Genomic DNA, 22,948 nt, shown 5'->3' with positions numbered 1-22,948 from the left:
TGGTTGCGGGGGCAGGATTTGAACCTACGACCTTCGGGTTATGAGCCCGACGAGCTGCCAGACTGCTCCACCCCGCGTCTGATGTTTGTAATCATAGCATAATATTCGATGCGCTGCATCAATTGTCTGGCCCATACACGCCAAGCCGAGCGTGGCCGGATACATAACAGATGTGTCAGCCCCTCCGACCTGAGCAGGATCGCGTGAGTGTCTTCGAACACGTAAGACTCCCCCTGCCGCAACGGCGACTGGGCGATGTACGGCATGGCGTCGCCGTCACGAGGGATGGATTGGCGCTGGATGACACTGCCCGTCACGCAGATCAGCACCGTGCCACGAATGCCGTGCACCATCTGTGTCGCGCCGGGGGGCAAGATGATTTCTTTCGTCAAGCCAGATGTACTGGTGTCGGGGTCGCTGCTGCTGGTCATGATGGCGCTCCTGTGGGAATAGCTCAGGCTGGGTTTGCTGCCCCCCGAGGGGGCGTTTTTGCCTTGGGGCGGCCCGGCGGAAAAAAAGCCCCCACGCCGCGCCTTCGGCTTGCTGCCCCCCGAGGGGGGCGTTTTTGCCTTGGGACGGCCCGGCGGCAAAAACCGCCCTGAAAAACCGCCCTGAACCGTTCAGTCAGATTACGCGCGCCCCTTTCATCGCAACAGACACACAGGCTCGTTTTCTGTGCCGTAACAGACAGCGTTTTGGGGATCTGTTATGGTCGTCTTTCCCGCAAACTGTGTATTACGGTTTGGCCCGATCGGGCTCATGATGCTGAGATGGATGTGCCTATGACCTCCCCTCAAGTTCAGCCTACCCACGAGCAGCCCCTATACCAACGGCTGGCCGATCACTATCGCCGGGCTATTGATAACGGTGTATTGGCGCCCGCCGAGCGTATGCCATCGGTGCGCAACCTGGTCCGTACGCATCGCGTCAGCCTGTCAACGGCGCTGCAGGCCTGCCGGCAACTCGAAGACGATGGCCTGATCGAAGCCCGCCCGCGCTCGGGGTATTTTGTGCGCGCCAAGCATCGCACAGTCATGCTGCCAGCGTCCGAACCTGATCTCGGAGTGTTGCCCGGCCCCGCCAATTATGTGGGGATCCATGATCGTGTCTCGGAATTTATCGCTCAGTGCGAACGGCACACGACCAGCATCAATCTGGCCCTTGCCGCAGCCGCGCCCGAACAGTATCCGGCCGAAGCGCTCAAGCAGGCCATGATCCGCGCAGTGCGCCAACACCCTTCCATGCTGGTCGATCATGTACCGCCCCATGGCCATCCGGAACTGCGTACCGTCCTGGCGCGGCGCGCCCTGGAATTGGGCATGAACCTGGGGCCGGACGATATCGTGGTCACCCACGGCTGCATCGAGGCTGTCAACCTGGCGCTGCGGGCGGTTGCCCGTCCGGGGGATACCGTTGCCGTCGAATCCCCGGTGTACTTCGGCCTGCTACAGATTCTGGAAAGCCTGGGCATGCGCGCGCTTGAGATTCCAACCAGCCCGCAACACGGCCTGTCGGTAGATGCGCTGGAATTGGCGCTGCAAACACACCCTCACCTGCGCGCCGTCGTTGTCGTGCCCAATTTTCAAAATCCACTGGGTTGCGTCATGCCGGATACCGAAAAAGCTCGGTTGGTGAGGCTGTGCGAACGCCATCAGATTGCCCTCATCGAAGACGACACCTATGGCTTGCTCTGCGATGACAATCAATTGCGGCCAGCCATCAAATCCTGGGATCACACCGGCAATGTGATTTATTGCGCCTCAATGCACAAGACCCTGGCGCCTGGCATGCGCTTGGGATGGATGACGGGCGGCCGCTGGGCTGCCCGAGTCGCCATGCTGAAGTTTGCGCAAAGCCGATCAAATGAGCCCCTGGCCCAGGTGGCCGTAGCCGAATACATGGCGTCCAAAGCCTATGATCGCCATCTGATCCGTCTACGCCGCCAGTTGAAGAGCCAACGCGAGCACATTGCCGAAGATGTGGCCCGATATTTTCCGCCTGGTACTCGCCTGAGCATGCCCGAAGGCAGCATGTTGCTATGGGTGGAAATGCCTGGCCAACGATCCAGCACCAAGGTCTTTGAACGCGCCCTGGCGCATGGAATACGCATCGCCCCTGGCACCATGTTTTCCAATTCTGACCGCTACAGCCATTTCCTGCGGTTGAGCTGCGGCTCGCCTTATACGCCGCAGATGGCCCAGGCCATGCGCACGCTCGGCGATATCGTGGCCGAGGCGGGCTAGCCTCGACCGTCAGACCTGACACTGGCCCGATTCTTGCTCATTGATGTCAGGTTTTAACCGCCAGGGGTAAACCCTTGCTCTACAAGGACATTTTCTTTCTTTGCCCAAGCTATCCCAAGGGTTGTCCACAGAAGCTGTGGGTAAGTCGAGCGATGTCCGTCGGAGCTGGTTACTTGACGGCGGCCAGCACGCTGTCACGCACGCTTTCAAAACCCGCCACGTATTGCGGATTTTCAGAACGCGCCAACAAGCTGGAATAGTTCTGTTCCAACTGCGCCTCGATCGCCTCGCGCAGACCGGGCGACGATTTGGCCAGATGCAGCATCGATGAGAGGACCGAGTTCAACGCATCGATGCGCCCGCCCTGATGCGAAATCGTGTGCACGATAACCGCGATTTGTTCTTGAATATCCATGAAAACCTCGTGAAGAATGACGCTTGGCGGGCATGCTAGCATGCCCGCCAATGATAGCTATCGCACTTGCACAGAGCATCTCTGTGCTTTGTAATAGCACTGATCTTATTCGTGGAATCCCCATGCTGCTTCGCCCGCTCACTTATATTTTGACGTTTTCGCTGCTCGCTGCCTGCACCAGCATGAGCAAAACCACGCCCACCGGACCCGATACGTACCAGGTGACGTATAACGCAGGCGCAAAATGGCAGACGTGGGTCGAAGTCAAACATATTGCCCGTGAACAGGCCGAGGCCCATTGTGCGTCGATGAACCGGCGCATGACGCAGCCCAAGGTGACATCCAATCACGCTACGGGATTGATGCCCAAAGAAGCGACCATTGACTTCACGTGCGAAGCGTTACCGGTGCCCGCACCGTCAGAACAAAAATCGGGCTCGTAAACAAAGCGACGTAGCGCAATCACCCTGATTGCGTCTTGCAAGCAAGCATCAAGAGGCTCCGCCTACGGGCGGATTTTCTGTGCCCTGGGCGGCAATCTCAGCCAACTCCCAATCACCGAGATTCGGCGCGTAATCCCGCTCAAGCGGACGCCTGCCCCCAAACGGCTCTCGCGCCTCGACCTGAATGTTGTCCGGGCCTAATACGCGATACGTCACATGCCCCCATCGCACGCGGCCCGCCCAATGCGCCGCGGCAATCACGCTCAGGTGAAAGACATCCACAATCGGCTGCAGACAGCCCAATACGATTTGAACCAGCCGCACAGACCAAGGGTCGGGCATATCCACCTGACGGGACACTTCGCTGATCCCGTATTGCTTGAGGCCGCCAAGGGTCACCAGCGATGCCAGCACCCACATGGCAGTATCTTCCATCACGGTAAACCACATCGCCGTCCCCCACCCGGACAAGCGCAGGCCGACCACACACAACCCCAGCCGCCACAATGCCGGCCGATAGATGCGGCACATCTGATACTGCCGGCGCGCGAAATGCCACGCGGATACAAAAGATTGCCGGTTCGGCGACGGCACCAGCAAGGATTTATGCGTACCCACGCGCAGTTCCAGTTCAGCAGCACGGCGAGCCAGGGCCAAATCATCGGAAAGCACACGATCAAATAATGACCGCAAATCCAGTCGCTGCGCGATCTGCGTCGTCATGGCGATGCTGCCGCCCCACGTCACGCAAGCGCAGTCCAACTCTATGCGCGGTAACAAGGTGATCGCACGGTCAGCGGCCGTGACAAAATGCGCGCCGAGGCGGTGTTCGGCGACTTGCTGCCAGCGGTGGCCGCTAATGATGTCGTATTGCCCCGAAATGATCGGCCAGACCAGGCCACCCAACCACTCCGAGTCGGGCACGATATCGCCATCCATCAAGACGAGGACTTTGATCTCCGGGTCCAGCTGATCCAGTGCGGCTTGTTGGTTGCGGCATTTCTGTGCCTGATGGGTGGCTGGGCCCGCAACGACCAGCTTGATCGGAAAATTTGCGTTGTGAGCTTCGGCCTGAACCCTGGCGTAAGCGGGATCCTGCTCGGACTCGACGGTGACGAGCAAACAGGCGGGACGCAGCGTCTGCTTATTGAGGGCCTCGAGTAACGTTCCGAACGATCGGGCCTCGCCCGTCAGCGGCAGAATGACTGACACTGGCACGCAGCCGGTCGGACGGTATTCCCGCAGCGAAATCAAACGCAGGATCACGCTCAGCAAAGAGATGACACTGATGCCAATCGCAGCGACGTAGAGAACGTAGACCAGAAACACGGATACCGACCATCAAAGTGAGCTTGCTTTGTCTACAGCCCTGTCCCCGGGGCTGCGCCGATACACGAGCCAAAGTGAACGATTTCGTGACAGCCCAGAAAATCTCACACCTTGATGTATTCGGACAATACTATCACGGGAGAAGTCTAAATATCACTGGTTAATACCACCCATTAAACGCAAAAAATGGCCGCCAGTCTGGCAAGGCTGGCGGCCATTTCCTACAAAAAACGATCTGCAAAACGGGAAGACGGGCGCCCCNCCGGGGCGCCCCCTATCAGAGGTCTAATTTGGCAATTTTCGCGCCTTCCAGCGAAACACCTGCCATCAGCCCACCATTGTTGAGAACAAAACCAACAATGGGTTGCTGAGCGGTATTGGTATCAATGCTGCCGTTCGCCCCCACATGAGCAACAGCCACCGTCGCATCCGCGCCTACTGTCCATCCATCACTATTGCGGAATTTTTGCAAGGCCTCGTCCGTCATGAACAGCAAAATGACTGCCTTAGACTGCGCACCCGCCTGGAACCCTATCGAGCCCGCTGTGGTGCTGTAGTACCCGGAGTCCACGCCGCCCACCCGCAGTACGCCCTTACCATGCTGCGCGCCTACGATAAAGCTGGCACTCAACACAGACGGAAACACCAGCACACCCTTGGCACGCTCGACCAGGGCCTTGGACTGCGGCGACGCCTCGTACAACTTGGTCAGCGTAGCGTCCGTTCCGCTGTTGATTTCCTGCCTCTGCTCAGCGGCACTGGCCGAAGCTTTGTCCGGGGTCGTGGTGCAGCCGGAAAATACGAGCCCAGCCACTGCAACCGTCATCGCCGCCATCGCAGCGCGACGCATCGTCGGGAATGTATTAAGCATGAGACGCTCCAGTTGTTATTGATGAGCCTTTCACTCTACTCGCCTGTTGCCAGCCAATTTGCGTGAGCCTGCAAGACATCCCTGCCAATCGCAACAAGGCAATTCGTAATCAGGGCAATCATGGCTTAGGGTAATCAATTGTTACGTACATGCCTGATACCATACTTCATCCCGAAGCCCCCTGGAGCGGCGCGTGCGCCCGAATAAGCCGCAACAAGCAGCGTTACCGTTCTTTGACAGCATGTTGCTTGGTATCGCCCAGATATTGATTTGGGGCGGCTCTTTCTTTTTGCTGGCCGTTCTGGCTGAGCCCATTCATCGCGATACCGGATGGTCCATGACCTGGATCTATGGTTCGCTGACGATCGGTGTACTGGTATCGGCGCTGCTATCACCGCGAGCCAATGTCTATATTGCGCGTCGGCAAGGCCGCAAGGTGCTCATCGGATCGAGTTGGATCGTTGCGGCCGGGCTATGTGTGATCGGGCTCGCTCCCAATATTGCCGTATTCGTAATCGGTTGGGCGCTCATCGGAGTGGGCATGGCGGGTGGTTTATATGACCCATTGTTCACAACGCTGGGGATCATGTATGGACAACGAGCTCGAGCCGTCATTAACGCGATCACACTCATCGCAGGTTTTGCGACGACCGTCGTCTGGCCGGTGCTGGCCTGGATGGTCGAACCGCTCGGGTGGCGCATGACCTGCTGGGTTTACGCGGGCGTGCTGGCGGTCACGATGGCTCCGCTCTACTTGAAAGCTCTCCCGCGGGACACAGCGACTGATGCGGCCTCGCCCGTTCACAAGAAAAACATTCAAGCTGCGGTCCCATCGGGCAGCGTCTCACGCGGTACTTATTGGCTGCTCTCAAGCGTGTTTTCCATTGCCGCCATATTGATGACGGCAGTATCCGTACAGATCATTGCGCTCTTGCAAGGCGCCGGGCATAGCCTGGCCTCGGCCATCGCACTCAGTGCACTGATCGGCCCGAGCATGGTGGCCATGCGCGTGATCACATTCAGCATCAAAAGCCTGCATCCGATCTGGATGGGATTGCTCTCTGCGGGCTTTGTCGCAGCGGGATTGCTATTGATTCTGATCAGCCCCCAAGTGGCTGCACTCGGCATGGTGTGCTACGGCATAGGAAACGGCCTGCGCGCACTGGTGCGCGGCACCTTGCCGCTGGCCTTGCTTGCGCCAACCATGCTTGCCTCCGTGATGGGCAAACTCGCCCGGTCCTCGCTCCTGTGCCAGGCGTTCACTCCGCTGGTATGCGGCGCGCTGATCACCCATATAGGCGCGACGGGTACGCTGTTTGTATTGACTGCGCTAGCCATCTTGAACCTGGGGTTGACGTTGTGGCTCAGAAAGCGCGTCGCGCTAGTACAGCCTGCCTGATCGGCTCACTCCCCTTCAAAATAAAGGGTTTACACCTACAAAGGACACTTTCAGGTTGAGAACGGCCGCTTTATAATGTCCATATTATAATCATATAGTCTATATTATGGACAAAGGAGCGGTGTGATGCCCGTTGATAACAAAGATGCCAACCCGATGATGCCTTATCAATACCCTAACCCGGTAGAGGCATTACCCGAGATTGTGGTGGAGAGCGCCATCCCCAAAGACGAGCGGCTATGGGTTCCGCAGGCGGAGAACGTCTGGTTCCGTCCGCTCTGTCTGAACGCCAGCCAGGGCTACTGGATGAATCTGCTGAAGGTTCGCAAGTCCGGCGTGTTGAGCCGGCACCGCCACCCGCAGGCCGTACATGGCTTCGTACTCAAAGGCAAATGGAAATATCTGGAGCACGACTGGTGGGCCCAAGAAGGCTCGTATGTGTTCGAGCCGCCAGGCGAAACCCACACCCTCTATGTGCCCGAAGACTGCGAAGAAATGATTACCTATTTCCAGGTCAATGGCGTGATGTACTACACCGACCCCTGGGGCAAAGGCAACGGCTACGAAGACGTCTTCACCAAGATCGACATGTGTAAACGACATTTCGAGGCCGTGGGATTAGGGGCGGACTATGTCAAGCAGTTCATCCGCTGATCACGACCGATCCAGGGCGCAGTACGACTTCACCGGCCAGATCGCCATCGTTACCGGTGCCAGCAACGGGATTGGCGCCGAGATTGCCACGCAATTGCAGCGTGCTGGCGCCACTGTGGTGAACTGGGATCTGAAACCTGGCACAGATGCCGCCGCGCGCTTTTGCGAAGTCGACGTAACGCGGCCGGATACCATTGCAGCGGCATTGACAAAGGTTCAAACGCAGTTTGGCCGTGTAGACATCCTGGTCAACAGCGCCGGTTTTTCGGGCCCCACCGTACCGCTCATCGATTATGACCCAACTGTGTGGCAACGCATCGTCGATGTGAATCTGGTGGGCGTGTTTCACGTATGCCAATCCGTCGCGGCTGCCATGCGTACGAGCGGCTATGGCCGCATCGTCAATATCGCGTCGCTGGCAGGTAAGGAAGGCACCCCGAACGCATCAGCCTACAGCGCGTCCAAAGCCGGTGTACTGGCCTTGACCAAGTCACTGGGCAAAGAGCTCGCCCAGACCGGTGTGCTGGTCAATGCGATTGCCCCGGCCGCCATCCGTACTGCCCTATTGGAGCAGATGACACCCGAGCATGTGCAAAACATGATCAACAAGAGCCCGATGGCACGATTAGGCGAAGCCCAGGAAGCGGCTGAACTGGTGTCCTGGCTGTGCTCACCGTCCTGCACGTTCAGCACCGGTGCAGTGTTCGATCTGTCTGGAGGCCGAGCCACGTATTGATCGCTGTGATCCCATGACGCGTGGTTCGTCGCGTGCACGAGCGCGTCAGGAAACAGGATTTTGACGACCCACCGGCTCTACAACAAAGCAAAAGAAAGGAGTGCGATATGACATTCGCCAAGGATTTGTATGCAGGGAAAACGGCGTTGGTGACCGGCGCCACGCAAGGTATCGGCGCGGGCGTGGCCAATGTGCTGGCACGGCTCGGCGCAAAGGTGTTTGCGGTTGGCTTGGGCCGGGGTGACGGATCTCTGGATGACAATGTACGGGTCATCGAAGCCGACGTGACCAAGCCGGATCAAGTCAATGCCGTATTCGCGCAGATCGATGCATTGGATATGCTCGTGAACTGTGCAGGGATCATCAAACGCGGCGAGGAACTCGATCCCGATGTGTTTGATCAAGTCGTAGCCGTCAATCTAAGCGGAACCATGCGCATGTGCGCCGGCGCGCGCGAGTTGCTCAAAGCCAGCAACGGCTGCATCGTCAATACAGCGTCAATGCTGAGTTTTTTTGGCGGCGGTCTGGTGCCCGGCTATGCAGCGAGCAAAGGTGGCGTGGCGCAGCTGACGAAATCCTTGGCTATTGCCTATGCCAAGGATGGAATTCGTGTCAACGCGATTGCACCCGGATGGATTGCCACGGCGCTGACGCAGGCGCTACAGGATGACCCTCAGCGTGCGCAGCCCATTCTGTCTCGTACGCCGCTGGGTCGTTGGGGCACGCCGCAGGATGTGGCCCATGGCGTGGCGTTCTTGTGCTCGCCCGCGGCGTCATTTATGACGGGTGTGGTGATGCCGGTTGATGGGGGATATTTGGTCGTCTGAGCTCAGTTGGCGCGCAGGAAATCAGCGCGTGATTGCGCCAGGAATTCGATGAAGATCCGGAATGCGCTGGCAGAGATCAAGGATGCGATCCGGGGAGGTAATAGTTAGATAGCTGGCACCTAGCCGTACCAGCTAATCATAAAAAATGCGGGTTTCCGAACCAGCCGGAAACCCGCATATTTACTTGGTAGCCCCCCTCGGAGTCGAACCGAGCACCAACGGATTATGAGTCCGCTGCTCTAACCAAGCATGAGCTAGAGGGCCCTTAAAACTGACTGCTTATTGCCCTTCGAGGAAGCTCTTGAGCTTGTCGGCCCGACTGGGGTGGCGCAGCTTGCGCAGCGCTTTAGCCTCTATTTGTCTAATGCGCTCACGCGTAACATCGAATTGCTTGCCCACTTCTTCCAAAGTCTGGTCGGTGCTCATTTCGATACCGAAACGCATACGCAAAACTTTGGCTTCACGCGGGGTCAGAGAGTCTAACACTTCTTTGACGACATCGCGCATCGAACCATGCAATGCCGCATCGGACGGCGCCAACGTAGCCGTGTCTTCGATGAAATCACCCAGGTGCGAATCATCATCGTCACCGATCGGCGTTTCCATGGAGATCGGTTCTTTGGCGATCTTGAGGATCTTGCGGATCTTGTCCTCAGGCATGTCCATCTTTTGCGCCAGCGTCGCGGGATCGGGCTCGCCACCCGTTTCCTGCAGGATCTGACGGCTGATACGGTTCATCTTGTTGATCGTTTCGATCATGTGAACCGGAATACGGATGGTACGTGCCTGGTCGGCGATCGAACGCGTAATGGCCTGACGGATCCACCACGTTGCGTACGTGGAGAACTTGTAGCCACGACGGTATTCGAACTTGTCCACGGCCTTCATCAAACCGATGTTGCCCTCCTGGATCAGATCCAGGAACTGCAAGCCACGGTTGGTGTATTTCTTGGCGATCGAGATCACCAGACGCAAGTTGGCCTCGGTCATTTCGCGCTTGGCCTTGCGAGCCTTGGCTTCGCCGGTGGCCATGCGCTTGTTGACGTCCTTGAGGTCCTTGAGCGGCAGCACGACGCGCGTTTGCAGGTCGATCAGCTTTTGCTGCAGTTCCTGGACCGCGGGGACCTGGCGCTCGAGCGTCTCGGAATACGGATGGCCCGCGGCGACCTCGGCCAACACCCATTCCAGGTTGGTTTCTTGACCCGGGAATACTTTGATGAAATGGCTGCGCGGCATGCCTGCGCGATCCACGCAGGTGTGCAGCACGGCGCGTTCGAGTTGGCGAACCTCCTCGACTTGCGCACGCAGCGTGTCGGCCAGCTTTTCCACCATTTTGGCGGTAAAGCGGATGCCCATCATCTCGTTCAGGATGGCTTCTTGGGAGTTGACGTACACGTCGGACTTGTAGCCGTCCTGTTCGTACGACTGACGCATCGTGGCGAACTGCTTGGCGATCTCGTCGAACTTGGCCAAGGCCTTGACGCGCAGGTCTTCGAGCTGCTTGCTCGACATACCGCCGGCGGGACCGTCATCGCTCTCGTCTTCCTCAGCCGTCACACCTGCGCCGGCGTATTCTTCGCCGTCTTCCGGGTCGACCAGGCCGTCGACGACTTCGTCGATCTGGGCTTGCCCGTCACGCACACGCGCGACGTGGTTGAGGATTTCGTTGATGGTGGTCGGGCAGGCCGAGATCGCCATCACCATGTGCTTCAGACCGTCTTCGATACGCTTGGCGATTTCGATTTCGCCTTCGCGCGTCAACAGCTCGACCGAACCCATTTCGCGCATGTACATACGCACAGGATCCGTCGTACGGCCAAAGTCGGAGTCCACCGTGGTCAACGCGGCTTCGGCTTCGTCTTCGACGTCGTCGTCGTTGGACGCAACCGGGGCGTTTTCGCTCATGAGCAGCGTTTCGGCGTCGGGGGCCTGGTCGTAGACCGCGATCCCCATGTCGCTGAACGTGCTGATGATGCCGTCGATGGCTTCGGCGTCAACCAGGTCATCGGGCAGATGATCGTTGATTTCGCCATAGGTCAGATAGCCGCGATCCTTGCCCAGCTTGATCAGCTGTTTGAGGCGATTGCGGCGGGCTTCGTATTCCTCGGGCGAAACGGGACCGCGGGCGATCAGATCCTTGGGATCGGCCTTGCCACGCTTGCCGCCGCGCTTGGGCGGCTTGAGATCAGGCAGGACCTCGCCTTCGCCGTCCATCGGATCGTCGAAGCTGTCGTTGTCGTTGTTCGCGTTTTTCGCGGGACGCCCAGGACGACGGCCGCTCGATGGCCGGGCACCGCCGCCCATCAGATCAGCCAGCTTGTCTTCGGCTTTTTTCGTGCGCGTTGCCTTGACCGCTTTCTCTCCGGTTGCGGGTTTTGCTGCCTTCTTGGCAGCGGTTTTCGTTGCTGTTTTAGAGACCTTCACTGCCGCTTTGGCAGGCGCTTTTTCCGCTGCCATGCTGACGGCACGCTTGGCCGTTTTGACCGGCGTGTCGGTCGCATCATTTGCAGGGGAGGTTTTGCCTGATGTTCTGGTCATAGTCGCTTCCGTGGTCGTCGCAACCCGTGATTGGGGCTATTGCACCACAAGGGCCGGCCGCGCGCGCCAAAGCGCCGCGATCCGGTCGATGCGGGTAAAACAGGCAAGCGCGCTGAAATCGCGTGCGCTACATTGTCTGTAACGCGGGCCGCTCATCGGACCCCACAGATGCCCCCCTCTGGCCTCAGCCCAGGAGCACCTCGTATCGCAAACTCGTTCCGGCTGGGGTTTCCGGGCATTGTGATGGGCTGTCTTGCCTGCGACAGGCTGGCAGTCTGAGGGGATCTCTCACCCCGCGCTGCTGCAATAGACACAGCCCCATCTGTTCAACACCGCTGGCCAAACCCTGGCCGGACTTGCGTACTCGCCACCTTTAATTGTAACAACTCCGGCGGCAAAATAAACGTAACCGACACGCCCGCCCTATAGAGCGTCGCAGTTGATCACGATATACCGCTGGAAAACCTTTAATTGTACCGTAATTAACGGATACCACTATGTTTTAAGACCACTATCCGCGCGGACAGTTCCTGGTAACGCTGCAGGGCGTCTGCGCTGCTCAAACCCGTCTCGGCCAATTTGGCCATTTCTGCACGCGCCGCGTCGAATTCGATACGCCGTAGCGCGTCATCCCATTCGGTTTGAGGCTCGGGCAGGTCTTCCTGGGCAAGCAGATCCGCACGCATGCTTTTCAACACCGTGGCCAGGTCGGAATCCGGATCGGCAGCCTGCAGCAACGCGCCCACGTGGCGCGCACCGCTTCTTTGGGCCAGCATGATCAAGTCTCTGACCAATCCTAGATGGGGTCCCTTGTCCAGGACTTCAAGCTGCTGGTCTCCCATGGTATCGACTAATTCCGGGTGAGCCAGCAACAGCGCCAGCAGCCGTTTGGCCATGGACGGCATGGTACGCCGCCCCTCGTACCCGCCAATGTCATTGTCGCGCTTGCCTTTCCAGTCGCCTTTTTTGCCGCCTTGCCAGTTACCTTTCTTGCCCTGCCAGTTTCCCTTTGAGCTGCCCTGGTCCCGCCAGCCCGTATCTGGGGCTGGCGCATCAAAGGCCATGTCGGGCGGCGGCAGATCATCGTAACCAAAGCCGACTGGCTCGTAGTCGAAATCCGGCGGGGGCACATCAAACGGGTCGTAACCCTCGGCTCCGGCGGACGAGGATGGGGTAGTTGAAGCACCCGCTGCGGGCGGCGACGCGGCAGAGGCCGATCCGGCCGGCTTGTTTGCAGCAGGCTTGCCTGCGCCTGGCGGCGCAAACGGACGTGCGGGCGCCTGGGCGAGGATTTGGGCCATTTCTTCTGGCGTCAATTGCACCTGGCGCGCCATCTCACGCTCGATTTGCAGGCGCAGAGCACATTCCGGAATGGCCGCCAACAGGGGTTTGGCCTCGTGCAGGCAGCTGGCGCGGCCTTCTGCTTCGTTCAGGTTGTGCCGAGAGGCGAGTTCCTCGAGCAAAAAGCGCGACAACGCCGTCGCCTCGCCCAGGCATGCCCGGAACGCCTCCGCCCCCAGCTCGCGAACGTAGGAATCCGGATCGTGCTCGGCGGGCAGGAACAGAAAACGAATCGATATGTCGTCCCGCAAGACAGGCAGACACGCCTGCAAAGCTCGCCAGGCAGCCCGTCGACCGGCGCCATCGCCGTCGAAGCTGAAGACGACCTTGTCGCTGGCCCGCAGGAGCTTCTTGACATGATCTGGCGTGGTCGCCGTACCGAGTGTGGCGACAGCGTGGGCGATACCCTGCTGGGCCAGCCCCACCACGTCCATGTAGCCTTCGACGACGATTACCTGCCCTTCTTTGCGGATGGCCTGGCGCGCCTCCCAGAGCCCATAGAGCTCCTGGCCCTTGGAAAACAGCGGGGTTTCGGGCGAATTCAGGTATTTGGGCTCGCCCTTGCCGATGATGCGCCCGCCAAAGCCGATCAGACTGCCGCGTGCGTTACGAATCGGGAACATCACCCGTTCGCGAAAGCGATCGTAGCGACGGCCATCCTCGGACTCGATGACAAGCCCGGCTTCGACCAGCGTCGGATCATCGTAATGCTCGAAGACCTTGGACAAACCGTGGCGGTCGGTACCCGACCAGCCCAGCCCGAAATGCGCTGCGATCTCGCCGGTCAAACCGCGTTGTTTCAGGTACTGGATGGCGGCAGGCGACGCGCGCAACTGCTGCAGATAATGCGCCTGGGCAGCATCAAGGACCTTGGTATGACGTGAGGTTTCGGCCTTGCGGCGCGCCGATTCAGCCTGCTGGCGAGGACTGCGGTCTTCTTCGGGGACTGTCATTCCCACCGAGCCGGCGAGCGTGCGCACGGCCTCGGGGAAACTCGCGCCCGTGTGTTCCATCAGGAAGGTGATGGCAGTACCGTGCGCGCCGCAACCGAAACAATGGTAGAACTGTTTGGTCGGGCTGACGGTAAACGACGGGCTTTTCTCGTTATGAAAAGGACACAGGCCAAGTAAATTGGCCCCACCCTTTCGCAACTGCACATATCGCCCGACGACGTCTGCGACATCGACCCGGGCGAGTAAGTCTTGAATAAATGATTCTGGAATCAATAAATTCGGGAATCAAAAATCAATACATGCGGGGGGGCAGTTGCTGGCTACGAATCCGCTTGTAGTGGCGCTTGACCGCGGCGGCATGCTTGCGCTTGCGCTCAGCCGTGGGCTTCTCGTAGAACTCGCGCGAACGCAGCTCGGTGAGCAAACCGGTCTTTTCGATGGTGCGCTTGAAGCGGCGCAGGGCGGCTTCGAACGGTTCGTTTTCCTTCAGTCGGACAATAGGCATAAAAGTAGTAGGCCTGCTTGGGGTAACAAAAAAGTTGAAAACACAGGGCGCGCTGACTGCAAGCCTGGCATGGTTTGTTGATAGGTTTCTGCCCTATTCAGGCTCGTTTTTTGAGCCCGGGGCCCCGATAACAGCGAGCCGCCAAGCAAAAAACTGCAATAAACCACGCCCGTGCACCCTGGCACCCCCCTATGGGGTTTAGCGATAACCCGAGATTCTAACACGGTTTGAGTATTTTGATACTACTCGCACCGGACCAATACAACACTCATCCATAGCGACGGGGCGATCCCTCGGGAAAACCGCCCTGCCCGCCAGCCTCAAGTGGATGTCGATCCCTTGCGAATCCAGGCTTCGAGCTGATGCGGACGCAGACTGTCATAGTCCTCGAAGGGCTGGTGTATCCAGGGGTTGGTGGGCAGCTTGTCCACGTAATAGTCGGGAATCGCCTTGGAATGCCCCTTCCACCATAACACCGCGCTGCGCAATTCGGTGATCGCCGGGAATTGCTCCTGCAAATGCTCGCGCACCCGGTTGAACGTCAGACCCGTATCCACCATATCGTCCACCAGCAACACCCGCCCCGCGGGAGCGCCACGCGTGATGGTGATGAACTTGGCGATATCCAACTCGCCTTGCTTGGTGCCGGCAGCCTCGCGGTAGCTGCTGGTTGCCAGGATGCCCAGCGGTACATCGAAAATACGCGACATCACGTCGCCCACCCTCACGCCGCCGCGCGCCAGGCATAGAATCAGGTCGAACTCCCACCCTGACTGATACACCTGCAGCGTCAGGCGTTCGATCAGGCGGTTGTATTTCTCCCAAGTCACCCACACGTGGCTATCATCGTCGACAGGTGTGCTCATGGAAAAGGTCTCCTAGAAATGCAAAAAAGCCGCGATCGACGATAGCCGACGGCGGCTTGGAATCATAACCCGACTGGCGCTTGACCTGAAATCGGATTCGCACGGCATGCCTCAATGGCGTGCCGTGCCTCATTGCGTACGTCTCAGCCCTTGAGCGGGTGACGCAGCACGATGGTTTCGTTACGGTCCGGACCGGTAGATACGAGGTCGATCGGCACACCGCAGACTTCGGAGACGCGTTCCAGATAGCGGCGCGCGGCAGCCGGCAGCTTGTCGAATTCGGTGATGCCGACGGTGGACTCGGTCCAGCCGGGCAACTCCTCGAGGACGGCTTCGGCCTGGGCCACGGCATGGGCGCCATAGGGCAGCACGTCGCGGAATTCGCCGTTGACGCGATAGCCGACGCCCAATTGGATTTTTTCCAGACCATCGAGCACGTCGAGCTTGGTGATGCACAGGCCGCTGATGCCATTCAAACGCACCGAGCGCTTGAGCGCCGCACCGTCAAACCAGCCGCAACGGCGGGGACGGCCAGTCACCGAACCGAATTCCTTGCCGATGGTGGCCAGACGCGTGCCGACTTCGTCGACCAGCTCGGTCGGGAACGGGCCAGAACCCACGCGGGTGGTATAGGCCTTGGTGATCCCCAGCACGTAGTCGAGCGACTGCGGGCCTACGCCGGCGCCGGCCGAAGCCGCACCTGCCAGGCAGTTGCTGCTGGTGACGAACGGATAGGTGCCGTGATCCACATCGAGAAGCGCGCCTTGTGCGCCCTCGAACAACAGACGCTCGCCGGCTTGCTGCAAGGCGTACAGATTGCTGGAAACGTCTTTCACCATGGGCGCGATAGCCGGCGCCAAAGCCATGGCTTGATCACGCACCTGCTCGGCCGACACGGCCTCGGCACCGAGGTATTTGGTCAACACGAAGTTGTGGTAATCCAGCAGTTCGGCGAGTTTTTCGTCGAACAACGAGGGATTGAAGAGATCCTGCACACGCAGCGCGCGGCGGGCGATTTTGTCCTCGTATGCCGGGCCGATACCACGGCCAGTGGTGCCGATCTTGCCCTCGCCTTTGCGGGCTTCGCGCGCCTGGTCCACAGCGATGTGGTACGGCAGGATCAGCGGGCAGATTTCGGAGATCTGCAAGCGCGAACGCACATCCAGACCGGCAGCTTCGAGCTCTTCGATTTCCTTCAGCAGCGCCTCGGGCGACAGCACGACACCGTTGCCGATGAAGCAGGTCACACCAGGATGCATGATGCCCGAAGGGATCAGGCGCAAAATGGTTTTCTTGCCATTGATCCACAGCGTATGGCCGGCGTTGTGACCGCCTTGGAAGCGCACCACGCCTGCGACGGATTCCGCCAGCCAATCGACGATTTTGCCTTTGCCTTCGTCACCCCATTGGGTGCCAATAACCACTACGTTCTTGCTCATTGTACGAATCGATATCGAGTTTCTCGGGAAATCCGGAAATCCCCCTGCGGCCCTCTTGCAGACAAGAGGGAGTCAGTTTTACAGCGTTCGAACCACCCAAGCGCCGTCTTGCAACGTCAGCTCACGGTCACAGATGAATTCGTCCTGGCTTTGCTCATGGCCGGGTAATACTTGCACGACAATCTCGCCGGACCGGCGTAGTTGTCGCACTGCAGCCACCAGCGCGGAATCCTGCCCCCAAGGCGCGAGCACAGCACGCGCACGATCGGCGGGGGGCAAGCCACGCGCCAGTTTGCGCAAGTCCAGGCTAAAGCCTGTCGCCGGGCGCGCCCGGCCAAAGGCACGGCTCACATCGTCGTAACGCCCACCACTCACCAGCGCATCGTGCCACCCCTCTGCGTACAAGGCAAAGGTGACCCCTGAGTGATAGCCGTAGCCGCCAATATCAGCCAAATCCACCCCTAAAGCCACATCAGGGATGGCATCAATAATGTTTTGCAAGGCATCGAGAGCCGTCGCCACGCCAGGCAACAGAGGCAGATCGCGCCGAGCCTGTTCGATAATCTCTGGACCGCCGTACAAACCCGCCAGCCGCTGCAGGGCAACGACGGTGTCGGCCCGAATGCCGCTCTCCTGCTGAGCCAGATCCGCCAGACCGGGGATGTCTTTTTCGCGCAGCAGCAAGATGATGTCCTGAGCGCGCTCTGCGGCTGCCGGATCGGCCTCCAGCAAAGCTCGGACTACGCCGGGATGGCAAAGGTCCAGACGCGGCTGACGAACACCTGCCGTCGCGACGGTATCCAGGACGAGCGAAATGATTTCGAGATCGGCCTCAAAACCGGCATGACCGTAAATTTCGGCGCCAATCTGCAGCAGCTCGCGGCTGGACAGCAAGTCCGCCGCCCGGGCATGCAGGACACTACCGCAATAACAGAGCCGAGTCACCGCCGCGCGATTCAGCAAATGCGCGTCGATGCGGGTGACTTGAGGCGTCATGTCGGCTCGCACCCCCAGGGTGCGGCCAGACAGCTGATCGACCAGTTTGCAGGTGCGCAGATCCAGATCGCTGCCGGTACCGGAGAGCAATGAATCGATGTATTCGACCAGGGGCGGCGCAACCAACTCGAAACCGTAGCTACGGTAAAGATCGAGCAGTTCGCGGCGTAGTTCCTCGATGCGCCGAGCCTCGGCCGGAAGTACGTCGGCAAGGCTTTCGGGCAGCAACCAGTTACCCATGAGTATTTACCTGAAGACTCTTGAAGAAATGCGTGAACGACGCGCAAAACAAAAGCGGCTNAGAGGGCGTAAGCCCACTCAGCCGCCTGAGGATTGTTTCTAGGTCGGGTAGGAACAGGCCATTGCTGGCCCATCCCCCCCTAAGAACCGTGCGTGCTAGTTTCCCAGCACACGGCTCAAGCGCAACGCGCGACCCTGTAGCTTACAGGTAAGTATACCCTGTTTGCTCATTTGGATCATCTAGGCCCGTTTCCGGACCGGCTTCACCACAGATAGCCCAAGCGTGTGAACTCGGGTGTGGCATACGGGATGTAACAGAACACGGTTGGACAGAGCATCCGACCCGCCATGCACCTTGTACACCAGGTGATGGTCGTGCCACCCTGTTTCCATATCCATCGGGCATCCGCACAAAGCGCAGCGTCCTTGCTGATCCACCCAAAGCGTCGCCCACTGCTTGCGGTACGCCATGTTTTGCAACAGGCGTTCCGATTGCAGGGCCTCGCCATAGGCTTCCCAACTCGGATCAAAAGGGTTGTACGCCCCTTTGATTTTCTTATGCCGCACGATTGCCGTATCAACCAGCCGATACAGCATGCGCATCTGCCTTTGACCATCCTTGCCTACTGCGGGTGCTGCGAACATCCCCCTCCGATCTCCTACTGTTCGCCAATACTGCTTGAGCGACCAGGAAATGGTCTTCTTGGGATGCCGCCGCTTTGCCCAACGCACTAGCCGCCAACGAATCAGCGCATCTAGTTTGTTGAACGTCGCCTTCGACACAACGGGGCTGTGATACTGCGACCAACCCCGCAATACTGGATTAAGCAACGCGATCAGATCGACCTGCCTAGCCGACAGGTTTTCTCCGATGATTTCCCTGACCTTGCCATAGAACGCCTTGACGTTCTTCTGGCTCGGCTTGATGAGCAGCTTTCCAGAGTACTTCCTGAAATTCCACCCAAGAAAATCAAAGCCTTCATCGATGTGGATGATGCGCGTTTTCTCCGTGGACAGTTGCAATCCTCGAACCGCAAGAAAGCGTTCTATCCAAGGCCTGACTTCAGTACCCAGCACGTCTTTCGACGCACCGGTAACGATGAAGTCATCCGCATATCGGACCACATGGACTTTCAACCGTTTGGCCTTAGTCCAACCCAGCTTCGTACCCAGGTACTCTGCCAAGTCCGCTTCCAGCTTATTGAGCGTCACATTCGCCAAGGTAGGGGAAATAATCCCTCCCTGTGGCGTACCAGCAGTAGTAGGCTGCAACTGGCCTTTGTGAATCACGCCGGCCTTCAACCACTTGCGCAACACTCGCCGGTCCATAGGGACGTTGGCGAGCAGCCACTCATGGTTGATCCAGTCGAAACAACCTTTGATATCCGCTTCCAGTATCCATTGGGCCGAAGCCCTTCCTGACAGTGTGACGAATATCTGAGCCATCGCATCGGCCGTCGAACGCCCTTTTCTGAACCCATACGAGTTCGGATCGCTCGTCGATTCCGATACCGGTTCCAGTGCCAGCAGATGCAAAGCCTGCATGGCGCGGTCCCGCATGGTAGGAATGCCCAGAGGGCGCTCCTTGCTATTGGATTTGGGGATATAGACCCTCCGTAAAGGCAGAGGCCGATATCCCGGTTGCCGCAACCTTCCGATTGCCTCCCACTTGCTCTCGGGCGAGTCCCACAGCACACGGTCGACACCTGCCGTCCGTTTGCCTTGGTTCTCTGTCACTCGCCTGACCGCCGATGCTTTGGCGGAAAACGAGCGGACCAGCGATCTTTGCAGGGCTTTCACCCTACGCCAATCGCCCGCCTGCGTAGCCTTCGCTATACGTATCTGCATAGCCCTCACATTCCGCACGACTCGCCGCCAGTCTATGGTCGGCCAGCTATCCGGGACGCGCGAGGACGCAGAACTGGGATTAACAGTTTCTTCCATGCTGAACCTCGGGGTAGTAAGACCCTAAGAGGACGCACGGCTCCCCGAAGGGATGGTGAGTCCCTTCGGGCCTGTAGAAAAACACGAGACATGAAAAAAAAAACCATGGCTCGCTACCTGGACTGATACAGTCCGTCAGCGACGGTTGCACCACGTGGAAGTCTGCTGCCTTTCGGCCGGGGCAAAGTTCGAACCCCTATCCCGCCCATTACAGGCGGGCCTTCGCTTTCTCCACGATCCTCTACCCCCTTCGCCAACAGATTGCCTTGCGGCTTTCCTGCCTTCGTCGCCTGAGCGATTGGGGCGGCGAGTGGGGTTTACCACGTTCCCTCGATTACCGGCGCAACCCAATACCAGCGTTGCGCCTGCCCGTTTAGGACCCATCTCTCCCCCGGTAGCTTTGGATGACGACGTGACCGCACGTAAGACGCGGCCAACCAGCTACGATGCCTTTTGGCTACGGCCCAAAAGCAGCTTTGGCCGTTCAATAATCACGGGGGTTCAGACGATGGTTCACATTACGTTGCCCATGCGGGACTAGCCTAGCCTCTCATCCGCCCTGGCTGCTGGCAGAATCCATCCCAAGCCTCACGGCAGTGGATACTGTTGGAATACACAGGAGTACATTGTCAAGTGGGCTTCGGACAGGGTCGTTACCGATCCTGCCCGCCACTGTAGGCTACCGTCAGTCGTATGACGGGTCACAGCAACACCACGTGAGTGTGTGTGACAAGGCAATCGAGAGCATTTCGCTCGTTATGAAGAGAAAACTCCATAGTGAAAAAGCATGGGAAACCGAGGTTTCCGTGTGCCTTTCACCCAAGGCCGATACTGCTTTGGAGCCGAGCCCTGTTTCTTTACTACTCAGCAGCTTGCGCTGCGTCTCTCTAGGGCAGCCACAAGGGCTGCAAAAGGCGCCGATTTGTTTAAAGAGGCCCGACGACCTCCATGGGCGATGCTGATTTACCAGGGCATCAACCTGGGACACGAGCGATTCGTGTCGCACCTTACGCGGTATTGTACATGGTTTGAGGGTTTGTGCAGGCGCCTGATGGCAGCCTGCGCGTTTCCCTTTTGGCCTGTTACGGTTACCGCGTGTTTTCGGAAAAGCAGCCGGGTCAGTTGGCCGGTGCGGCCTGGCCCGTGGAGCTCTTCATGAACTGGAAGTATTCCGAACTGGGATCCACCACCAGCACGTCGCTCGATTTCGAGAACGACTGACGATAGGCTTCCAGGCTCTTGTAGAAAGTATAGAAGTCGGGGTCTTTGCCAAAAGCGGCAGCGTACAGGCCGCTGGCCTCGGCATCGCCCTCACCCATGACCGTCTGGGATTTGGCATAGGCCTCAGCCAGGATGACTTCGCGCTGACGATCGGCTTCGGCGCGGATTTTTTCGCTCTCGGCAGCACCGATGGAACGCAACTCGTTGGCGACGCGGGTCCGTTCCGCCTCCATCCGGCGATAGACGGACTCGGAGATTTCCGGCGCGAACTCGATACGGCGCAGCCGCACATCGACGACTTGCACACCCAGTGGCTCGGCGCGCTTAGCCACCGTCGTGAGGATCTCGCTCATGATTTTGTCACGCTCGGCCGACACGACTTCTTTGACGGTACGGACGTTGACCGAGGCGTTCAGTGCATCGCGAATCTGAGCCTGCAGGCGTTCCTGCGCGGCACGCTCGTTGCCGCCGAACGTCACGTAGTAAAGACGCGGATCGGCGATGCGCCATTTCACGTACGAGTCGATGAGCAGGTTTTTCTTTTCAGAGGTCTGGATACGCTCGGCATCGTCGGACTCGATCGTCAAGATACGCTTGTCCAGCGTCACGACGTTCTGGAATGGCGGAGGCGCCTTGAAATAAAGGCCCGGCTCGCTGATGACGGTACGTACTTCACCGAGCGAGAACACCAAAGCGTAATCGCGCTCGCGCACGACAAACACGCAAGAGGACAAGGCGGCCAGCACCAGCACGAGGCCGACCAGGATAGGCATTAAACGTTGCATGATCTTGGGCTCCTCCGGATTAACGCGTCAGACGATCGCGAGACAGCGTGTTGTTACCGCTGCCAGTGTTGCTACCCGGATTGCCGGACGAACTTGCCGAGCCGGTACTGCGCGTCGGCGGCTGAGGAACGCTGGGCTGGCTGGCGCCAGGCAACGCGGTCGGCTGCTGTTGGCCGGACGCATCGCGAGCTGTTTGCTGGATGATCTTGTCGATGGGCAAGTACAGCATGTTGTTGCCGTTCTTGGTGTCGACCATGACCTTGCTGGCGCGCGAGAAGATCTGCTGCATGGTTTCCAGATACATGCGTTCACGCATGATCTTGGGCGCCTTTTGGTACTCGGTCAAAATGCTGGTAAAGCGCGCGGCATCACCTCGCGCATCGCCGATGACCTTGGCACGATAACCTTCGGCCTGCTCGAGCATACGCGAAGCCTGACCACCCGCCAGCGGGATCACCTGGTTGGCATAGGCCTGACCTTCGTTGATTTGGCGCTCGCGGTCCTGACCGGCCTTGACGGCATCGTCAAATGCCGCCTGAACCTGCTCGGGCGGCTGTACGTTCTGGATGGCCACGGTACTGATCTGGATACCGGACTGGTAACGATCGAGAATCTGCTGCATCAGATTCTGGACCTCGACAGCCACTTCGGTACGGCCCTCGTACAGGACGAAATCCATGGGCTTCTTGCCCACGATCTCGCGCATCGCGGTCTCGGAGGCCTGACGCACCGACTCGTCCGGGTCACGCATTTTGAACAGATAGTCGGGTGCGCCATCGGCCCGCAGGCGATACTGCACCACGAATTGCATGTCGACGATGTTTTCGTCGGTGGTCAACATCAGGGCCTCGGGCAACACTTTGTTGCGCGAACCGCCGCGGAATCCCACCTCAAACGTACGGAGCTGGGAAATATTGACCGTCTCGGCGCTCTGGATGGGATACGGCAAGCGCCACTGGAACCCCGCCGGGGCCGTGCTCTTGTACTTGCCAAACTGGGTTACAACGGCGACCTGGCCTTCTTGGACAATATAGAAGCCGCTGGCCAACCATAGCAGCACCGCGACCCCCGCGACGATGCCCAAACCGACTTTGGCTCCACGTGGAGAAGGCGGCGTGATGCCGCCACGGCCGCCGCCGGGGCGATTGCCACCGCCGCCCTTGCGGCCGAACAAGGACCCGACCCGGTTGTTGAAGTCGCGGG

Annotated in this window: 18 protein-coding genes, 2 tRNA genes and 1 pseudogene; 7 read left to right on the top strand and 14 right to left on the bottom strand. The window is 58.9% G+C overall.

The genetic code is table 11. The features are described 5' to 3' along the window. Positions 1–77, bottom strand: a tRNA-Met gene (locus ACNA0I_RS13475). Positions 78–300: 223 nt separating this feature from the next. Here ACNA0I_RS13475 and ACNA0I_RS13470 point away from each other — a divergent pair. Continuing rightward, positions 301–453 (top strand): hypothetical protein, encoded by a 153-nt coding sequence (locus tag ACNA0I_RS13470; protein ID WP_415806517.1) that lies wholly within the window; start codon positions 301–303, stop codon positions 451–453. Positions 454–782: 329 nt separating this feature from the next. Further along, positions 783–2,243 carry an aminotransferase-like domain-containing protein gene (locus ACNA0I_RS13465; protein ID WP_415806516.1) on the top strand — a complete coding sequence of 487 codons (1,461 nt, stop codon included), beginning with the start codon at positions 783–785 and terminating at the stop codon, positions 2,241–2,243. Between the two features lie 169 nt (positions 2,244–2,412). Here ACNA0I_RS13465 and ACNA0I_RS13460 read toward each other — a convergent pair whose 3' ends face one another. Next, positions 2,413–2,658, bottom strand: coding sequence for a hypothetical protein (locus ACNA0I_RS13460; protein ID WP_094837680.1), 246 nt, complete (start codon positions 2,656–2,658; stop codon positions 2,413–2,415). A 122-nt stretch (positions 2,659–2,780) separates the two neighbouring features. On the opposite strand from ACNA0I_RS13460, the gene ACNA0I_RS13455 reads away from it, so the two are divergent. Continuing rightward, entirely contained in the window at positions 2,781–3,101 is a 321-nt protein-coding gene (locus tag ACNA0I_RS13455; RefSeq protein WP_415806514.1) for a hypothetical protein, read from the top strand. Positions 3,102–3,149: 48 nt separating this feature from the next. On the opposite strand, the gene ACNA0I_RS13450 is transcribed toward ACNA0I_RS13455, so the two are convergent. Then, positions 3,150–4,430, bottom strand: a complete 1,281-nt coding sequence (locus ACNA0I_RS13450) for a glycosyltransferase family 2 protein (RefSeq protein ID WP_415806513.1) — start codon at positions 4,428–4,430, stop codon at positions 3,150–3,152. Between the two features lie 277 nt (positions 4,431–4,707). Continuing rightward, positions 4,708–5,301 carry a BPSL1445 family SYLF domain-containing lipoprotein gene (locus ACNA0I_RS13445; RefSeq protein ID WP_415806512.1) on the bottom strand — a complete coding sequence of 198 codons (594 nt, stop codon included), beginning with the start codon at positions 5,299–5,301 and terminating at the stop codon, positions 4,708–4,710. A 193-nt stretch (positions 5,302–5,494) separates the two neighbouring features. Between ACNA0I_RS13445 and ACNA0I_RS13440 the strand changes: the two genes are divergently transcribed. The 4 genes from ACNA0I_RS13440 (at position 5,495) to ACNA0I_RS13425 (ending at position 8,917) form a co-directional block, all read left to right on the top strand. After that, on the top strand, positions 5,495–6,700 hold the full coding sequence (locus ACNA0I_RS13440; protein WP_415806511.1) for an MFS transporter: 1,206 nt from the start codon (positions 5,495–5,497) through the stop codon (positions 6,698–6,700). Positions 6,701–6,826: 126 nt separating this feature from the next. After that, a complete protein-coding gene (locus ACNA0I_RS13435) occupies positions 6,827–7,354 on the top strand; it encodes a 2,4'-dihydroxyacetophenone dioxygenase family protein (protein ID WP_094820548.1) in 528 nt (175 codons plus the stop codon). Continuing rightward, positions 7,332–8,090, top strand: a complete 759-nt coding sequence (locus ACNA0I_RS13430; protein ID WP_415806510.1) for an SDR family NAD(P)-dependent oxidoreductase — start codon at positions 7,332–7,334, stop codon at positions 8,088–8,090. The genes ACNA0I_RS13435 and ACNA0I_RS13430 overlap by 23 nt, the downstream gene beginning before the upstream one ends. A gap of 107 nt (positions 8,091–8,197) precedes the next feature. Then, positions 8,198–8,917: an SDR family NAD(P)-dependent oxidoreductase gene (locus tag ACNA0I_RS13425; RefSeq protein ID WP_415806509.1), complete on the top strand. Its 720-nt coding sequence runs from the start codon at positions 8,198–8,200 to the stop codon at positions 8,915–8,917. 185 nt (positions 8,918–9,102) lie between these two features. Here ACNA0I_RS13425 and ACNA0I_RS13420 read toward each other — a convergent pair. The 10 genes and pseudogenes from ACNA0I_RS13420 to hflK all read right to left on the bottom strand — a co-directional run. Then, positions 9,103–9,181, bottom strand: a tRNA-Ile gene (locus ACNA0I_RS13420). A gap of 15 nt (positions 9,182–9,196) precedes the next feature. After that, positions 9,197–11,455: an RNA polymerase sigma factor RpoD gene (rpoD, locus tag ACNA0I_RS13415; RefSeq protein WP_415806508.1), complete on the bottom strand. Its 2,259-nt coding sequence runs from the start codon at positions 11,453–11,455 to the stop codon at positions 9,197–9,199. 482 nt (positions 11,456–11,937) lie between these two features. Next, positions 11,938–14,022: a DNA primase gene (dnaG, locus tag ACNA0I_RS13410; protein WP_415806507.1), complete on the bottom strand. Its 2,085-nt coding sequence runs from the start codon at positions 14,020–14,022 to the stop codon at positions 11,938–11,940. A 19-nt stretch (positions 14,023–14,041) separates the two neighbouring features. Beyond that, positions 14,042–14,254, bottom strand: a complete 213-nt coding sequence (gene rpsU, locus ACNA0I_RS13405) for a 30S ribosomal protein S21 (protein ID WP_012417992.1) — start codon at positions 14,252–14,254, stop codon at positions 14,042–14,044. Positions 14,255–14,574: 320 nt separating this feature from the next. Beyond that, positions 14,575–15,120: a phosphoribosyltransferase gene (locus ACNA0I_RS13400; RefSeq protein WP_415806506.1), complete on the bottom strand. Its 546-nt coding sequence runs from the start codon at positions 15,118–15,120 to the stop codon at positions 14,575–14,577. Between the two features lie 143 nt (positions 15,121–15,263). Continuing rightward, positions 15,264–16,559 carry an adenylosuccinate synthase gene (locus ACNA0I_RS13395; protein ID WP_415806505.1) on the bottom strand — a complete coding sequence of 432 codons (1,296 nt, stop codon included), beginning with the start codon at positions 16,557–16,559 and terminating at the stop codon, positions 15,264–15,266. Positions 16,560–16,637: 78 nt separating this feature from the next. Next, positions 16,638–17,795, bottom strand: a complete 1,158-nt coding sequence (locus ACNA0I_RS13390; RefSeq protein ID WP_415806504.1) for an ATP phosphoribosyltransferase regulatory subunit — start codon at positions 17,793–17,795, stop codon at positions 16,638–16,640. A 240-nt stretch (positions 17,796–18,035) separates the two neighbouring features. Beyond that, entirely contained in the window at positions 18,036–19,739 is a 1,704-nt protein-coding gene (gene ltrA, locus ACNA0I_RS13385) for a group II intron reverse transcriptase/maturase (RefSeq protein ID WP_415806503.1), read from the bottom strand. A gap of 1,118 nt (positions 19,740–20,857) precedes the next feature. Next, positions 20,858–21,745 carry a protease modulator HflC gene (gene hflC / locus ACNA0I_RS13380; protein ID WP_415806502.1) on the bottom strand — a complete coding sequence of 296 codons (888 nt, stop codon included), beginning with the start codon at positions 21,743–21,745 and terminating at the stop codon, positions 20,858–20,860. A gap of 19 nt (positions 21,746–21,764) precedes the next feature. Next, positions 21,765–22,948: pseudogene (gene hflK / locus ACNA0I_RS13375) on the bottom strand (FtsH protease activity modulator HflK); the annotation flags it as partial.

It is taken from the genome of Bordetella muralis (assembly GCF_965139205.1).
Taxonomy (GTDB): domain Bacteria; phylum Pseudomonadota; class Gammaproteobacteria; order Burkholderiales; family Burkholderiaceae_B; genus Bordetella_A; species Bordetella_A muralis.
This window is presented reverse-complemented; position numbering and strand designations above follow the sequence as displayed.

Bases quoted from the DNA above. Each gene is read 5' to 3' on its own strand.
- ACNA0I_RS13470 (WP_415806517.1), top strand. From the start codon at position 301: ATGACACTGCCCGTCACGCAGATCAGCACCGTGCCACGAATGCCGTGC.
- ACNA0I_RS13465 (WP_415806516.1), top strand. From the start codon at position 783: ATGACCTCCCCTCAAGTTCAGCCTACCCACGAGCAGCCCCTATACCAA.
- ACNA0I_RS13460 (WP_094837680.1), bottom strand. From the start codon at position 2,658: ATGGATATTCAAGAACAAATCGCGGTTATCGTGCACACGATTTCGCAT.
- ACNA0I_RS13455 (WP_415806514.1), top strand. From the start codon at position 2,781: ATGCTGCTTCGCCCGCTCACTTATATTTTGACGTTTTCGCTGCTCGCT.
- ACNA0I_RS13445 (WP_415806512.1), bottom strand. From the start codon at position 5,301: ATGCTTAATACATTCCCGACGATGCGTCGCGCTGCGATGGCGGCGATG.
- ACNA0I_RS13435 (WP_094820548.1), top strand. From the start codon at position 6,827: ATGCCCGTTGATAACAAAGATGCCAACCCGATGATGCCTTATCAATAC.
- ACNA0I_RS13430 (WP_415806510.1), top strand. From the start codon at position 7,332: ATGTCAAGCAGTTCATCCGCTGATCACGACCGATCCAGGGCGCAGTAC.
- ACNA0I_RS13425 (WP_415806509.1), top strand. From the start codon at position 8,198: ATGACATTCGCCAAGGATTTGTATGCAGGGAAAACGGCGTTGGTGACC.
- rpoD (WP_415806508.1), bottom strand. From the start codon at position 11,455: ATGACCAGAACATCAGGCAAAACCTCCCCTGCAAATGATGCGACCGAC.
- rpsU (WP_012417992.1), bottom strand. From the start codon at position 14,254: ATGCCTATTGTCCGACTGAAGGAAAACGAACCGTTCGAAGCCGCCCTG.
- ACNA0I_RS13400 (WP_415806506.1), bottom strand. From the start codon at position 15,120: ATGAGCACACCTGTCGACGATGATAGCCACGTGTGGGTGACTTGGGAG.
- ACNA0I_RS13395 (WP_415806505.1), bottom strand. From the start codon at position 16,559: ATGAGCAAGAACGTAGTGGTTATTGGCACCCAATGGGGTGACGAAGGC.
- ACNA0I_RS13390 (WP_415806504.1), bottom strand. From the start codon at position 17,795: ATGGGTAACTGGTTGCTGCCCGAAAGCCTTGCCGACGTACTTCCGGCC.
- ltrA (WP_415806503.1), bottom strand. From the start codon at position 19,739: ATGGAAGAAACTGTTAATCCCAGTTCTGCGTCCTCGCGCGTCCCGGAT.
- hflC (WP_415806502.1), bottom strand. From the start codon at position 21,745: ATGCAACGTTTAATGCCTATCCTGGTCGGCCTCGTGCTGGTGCTGGCC.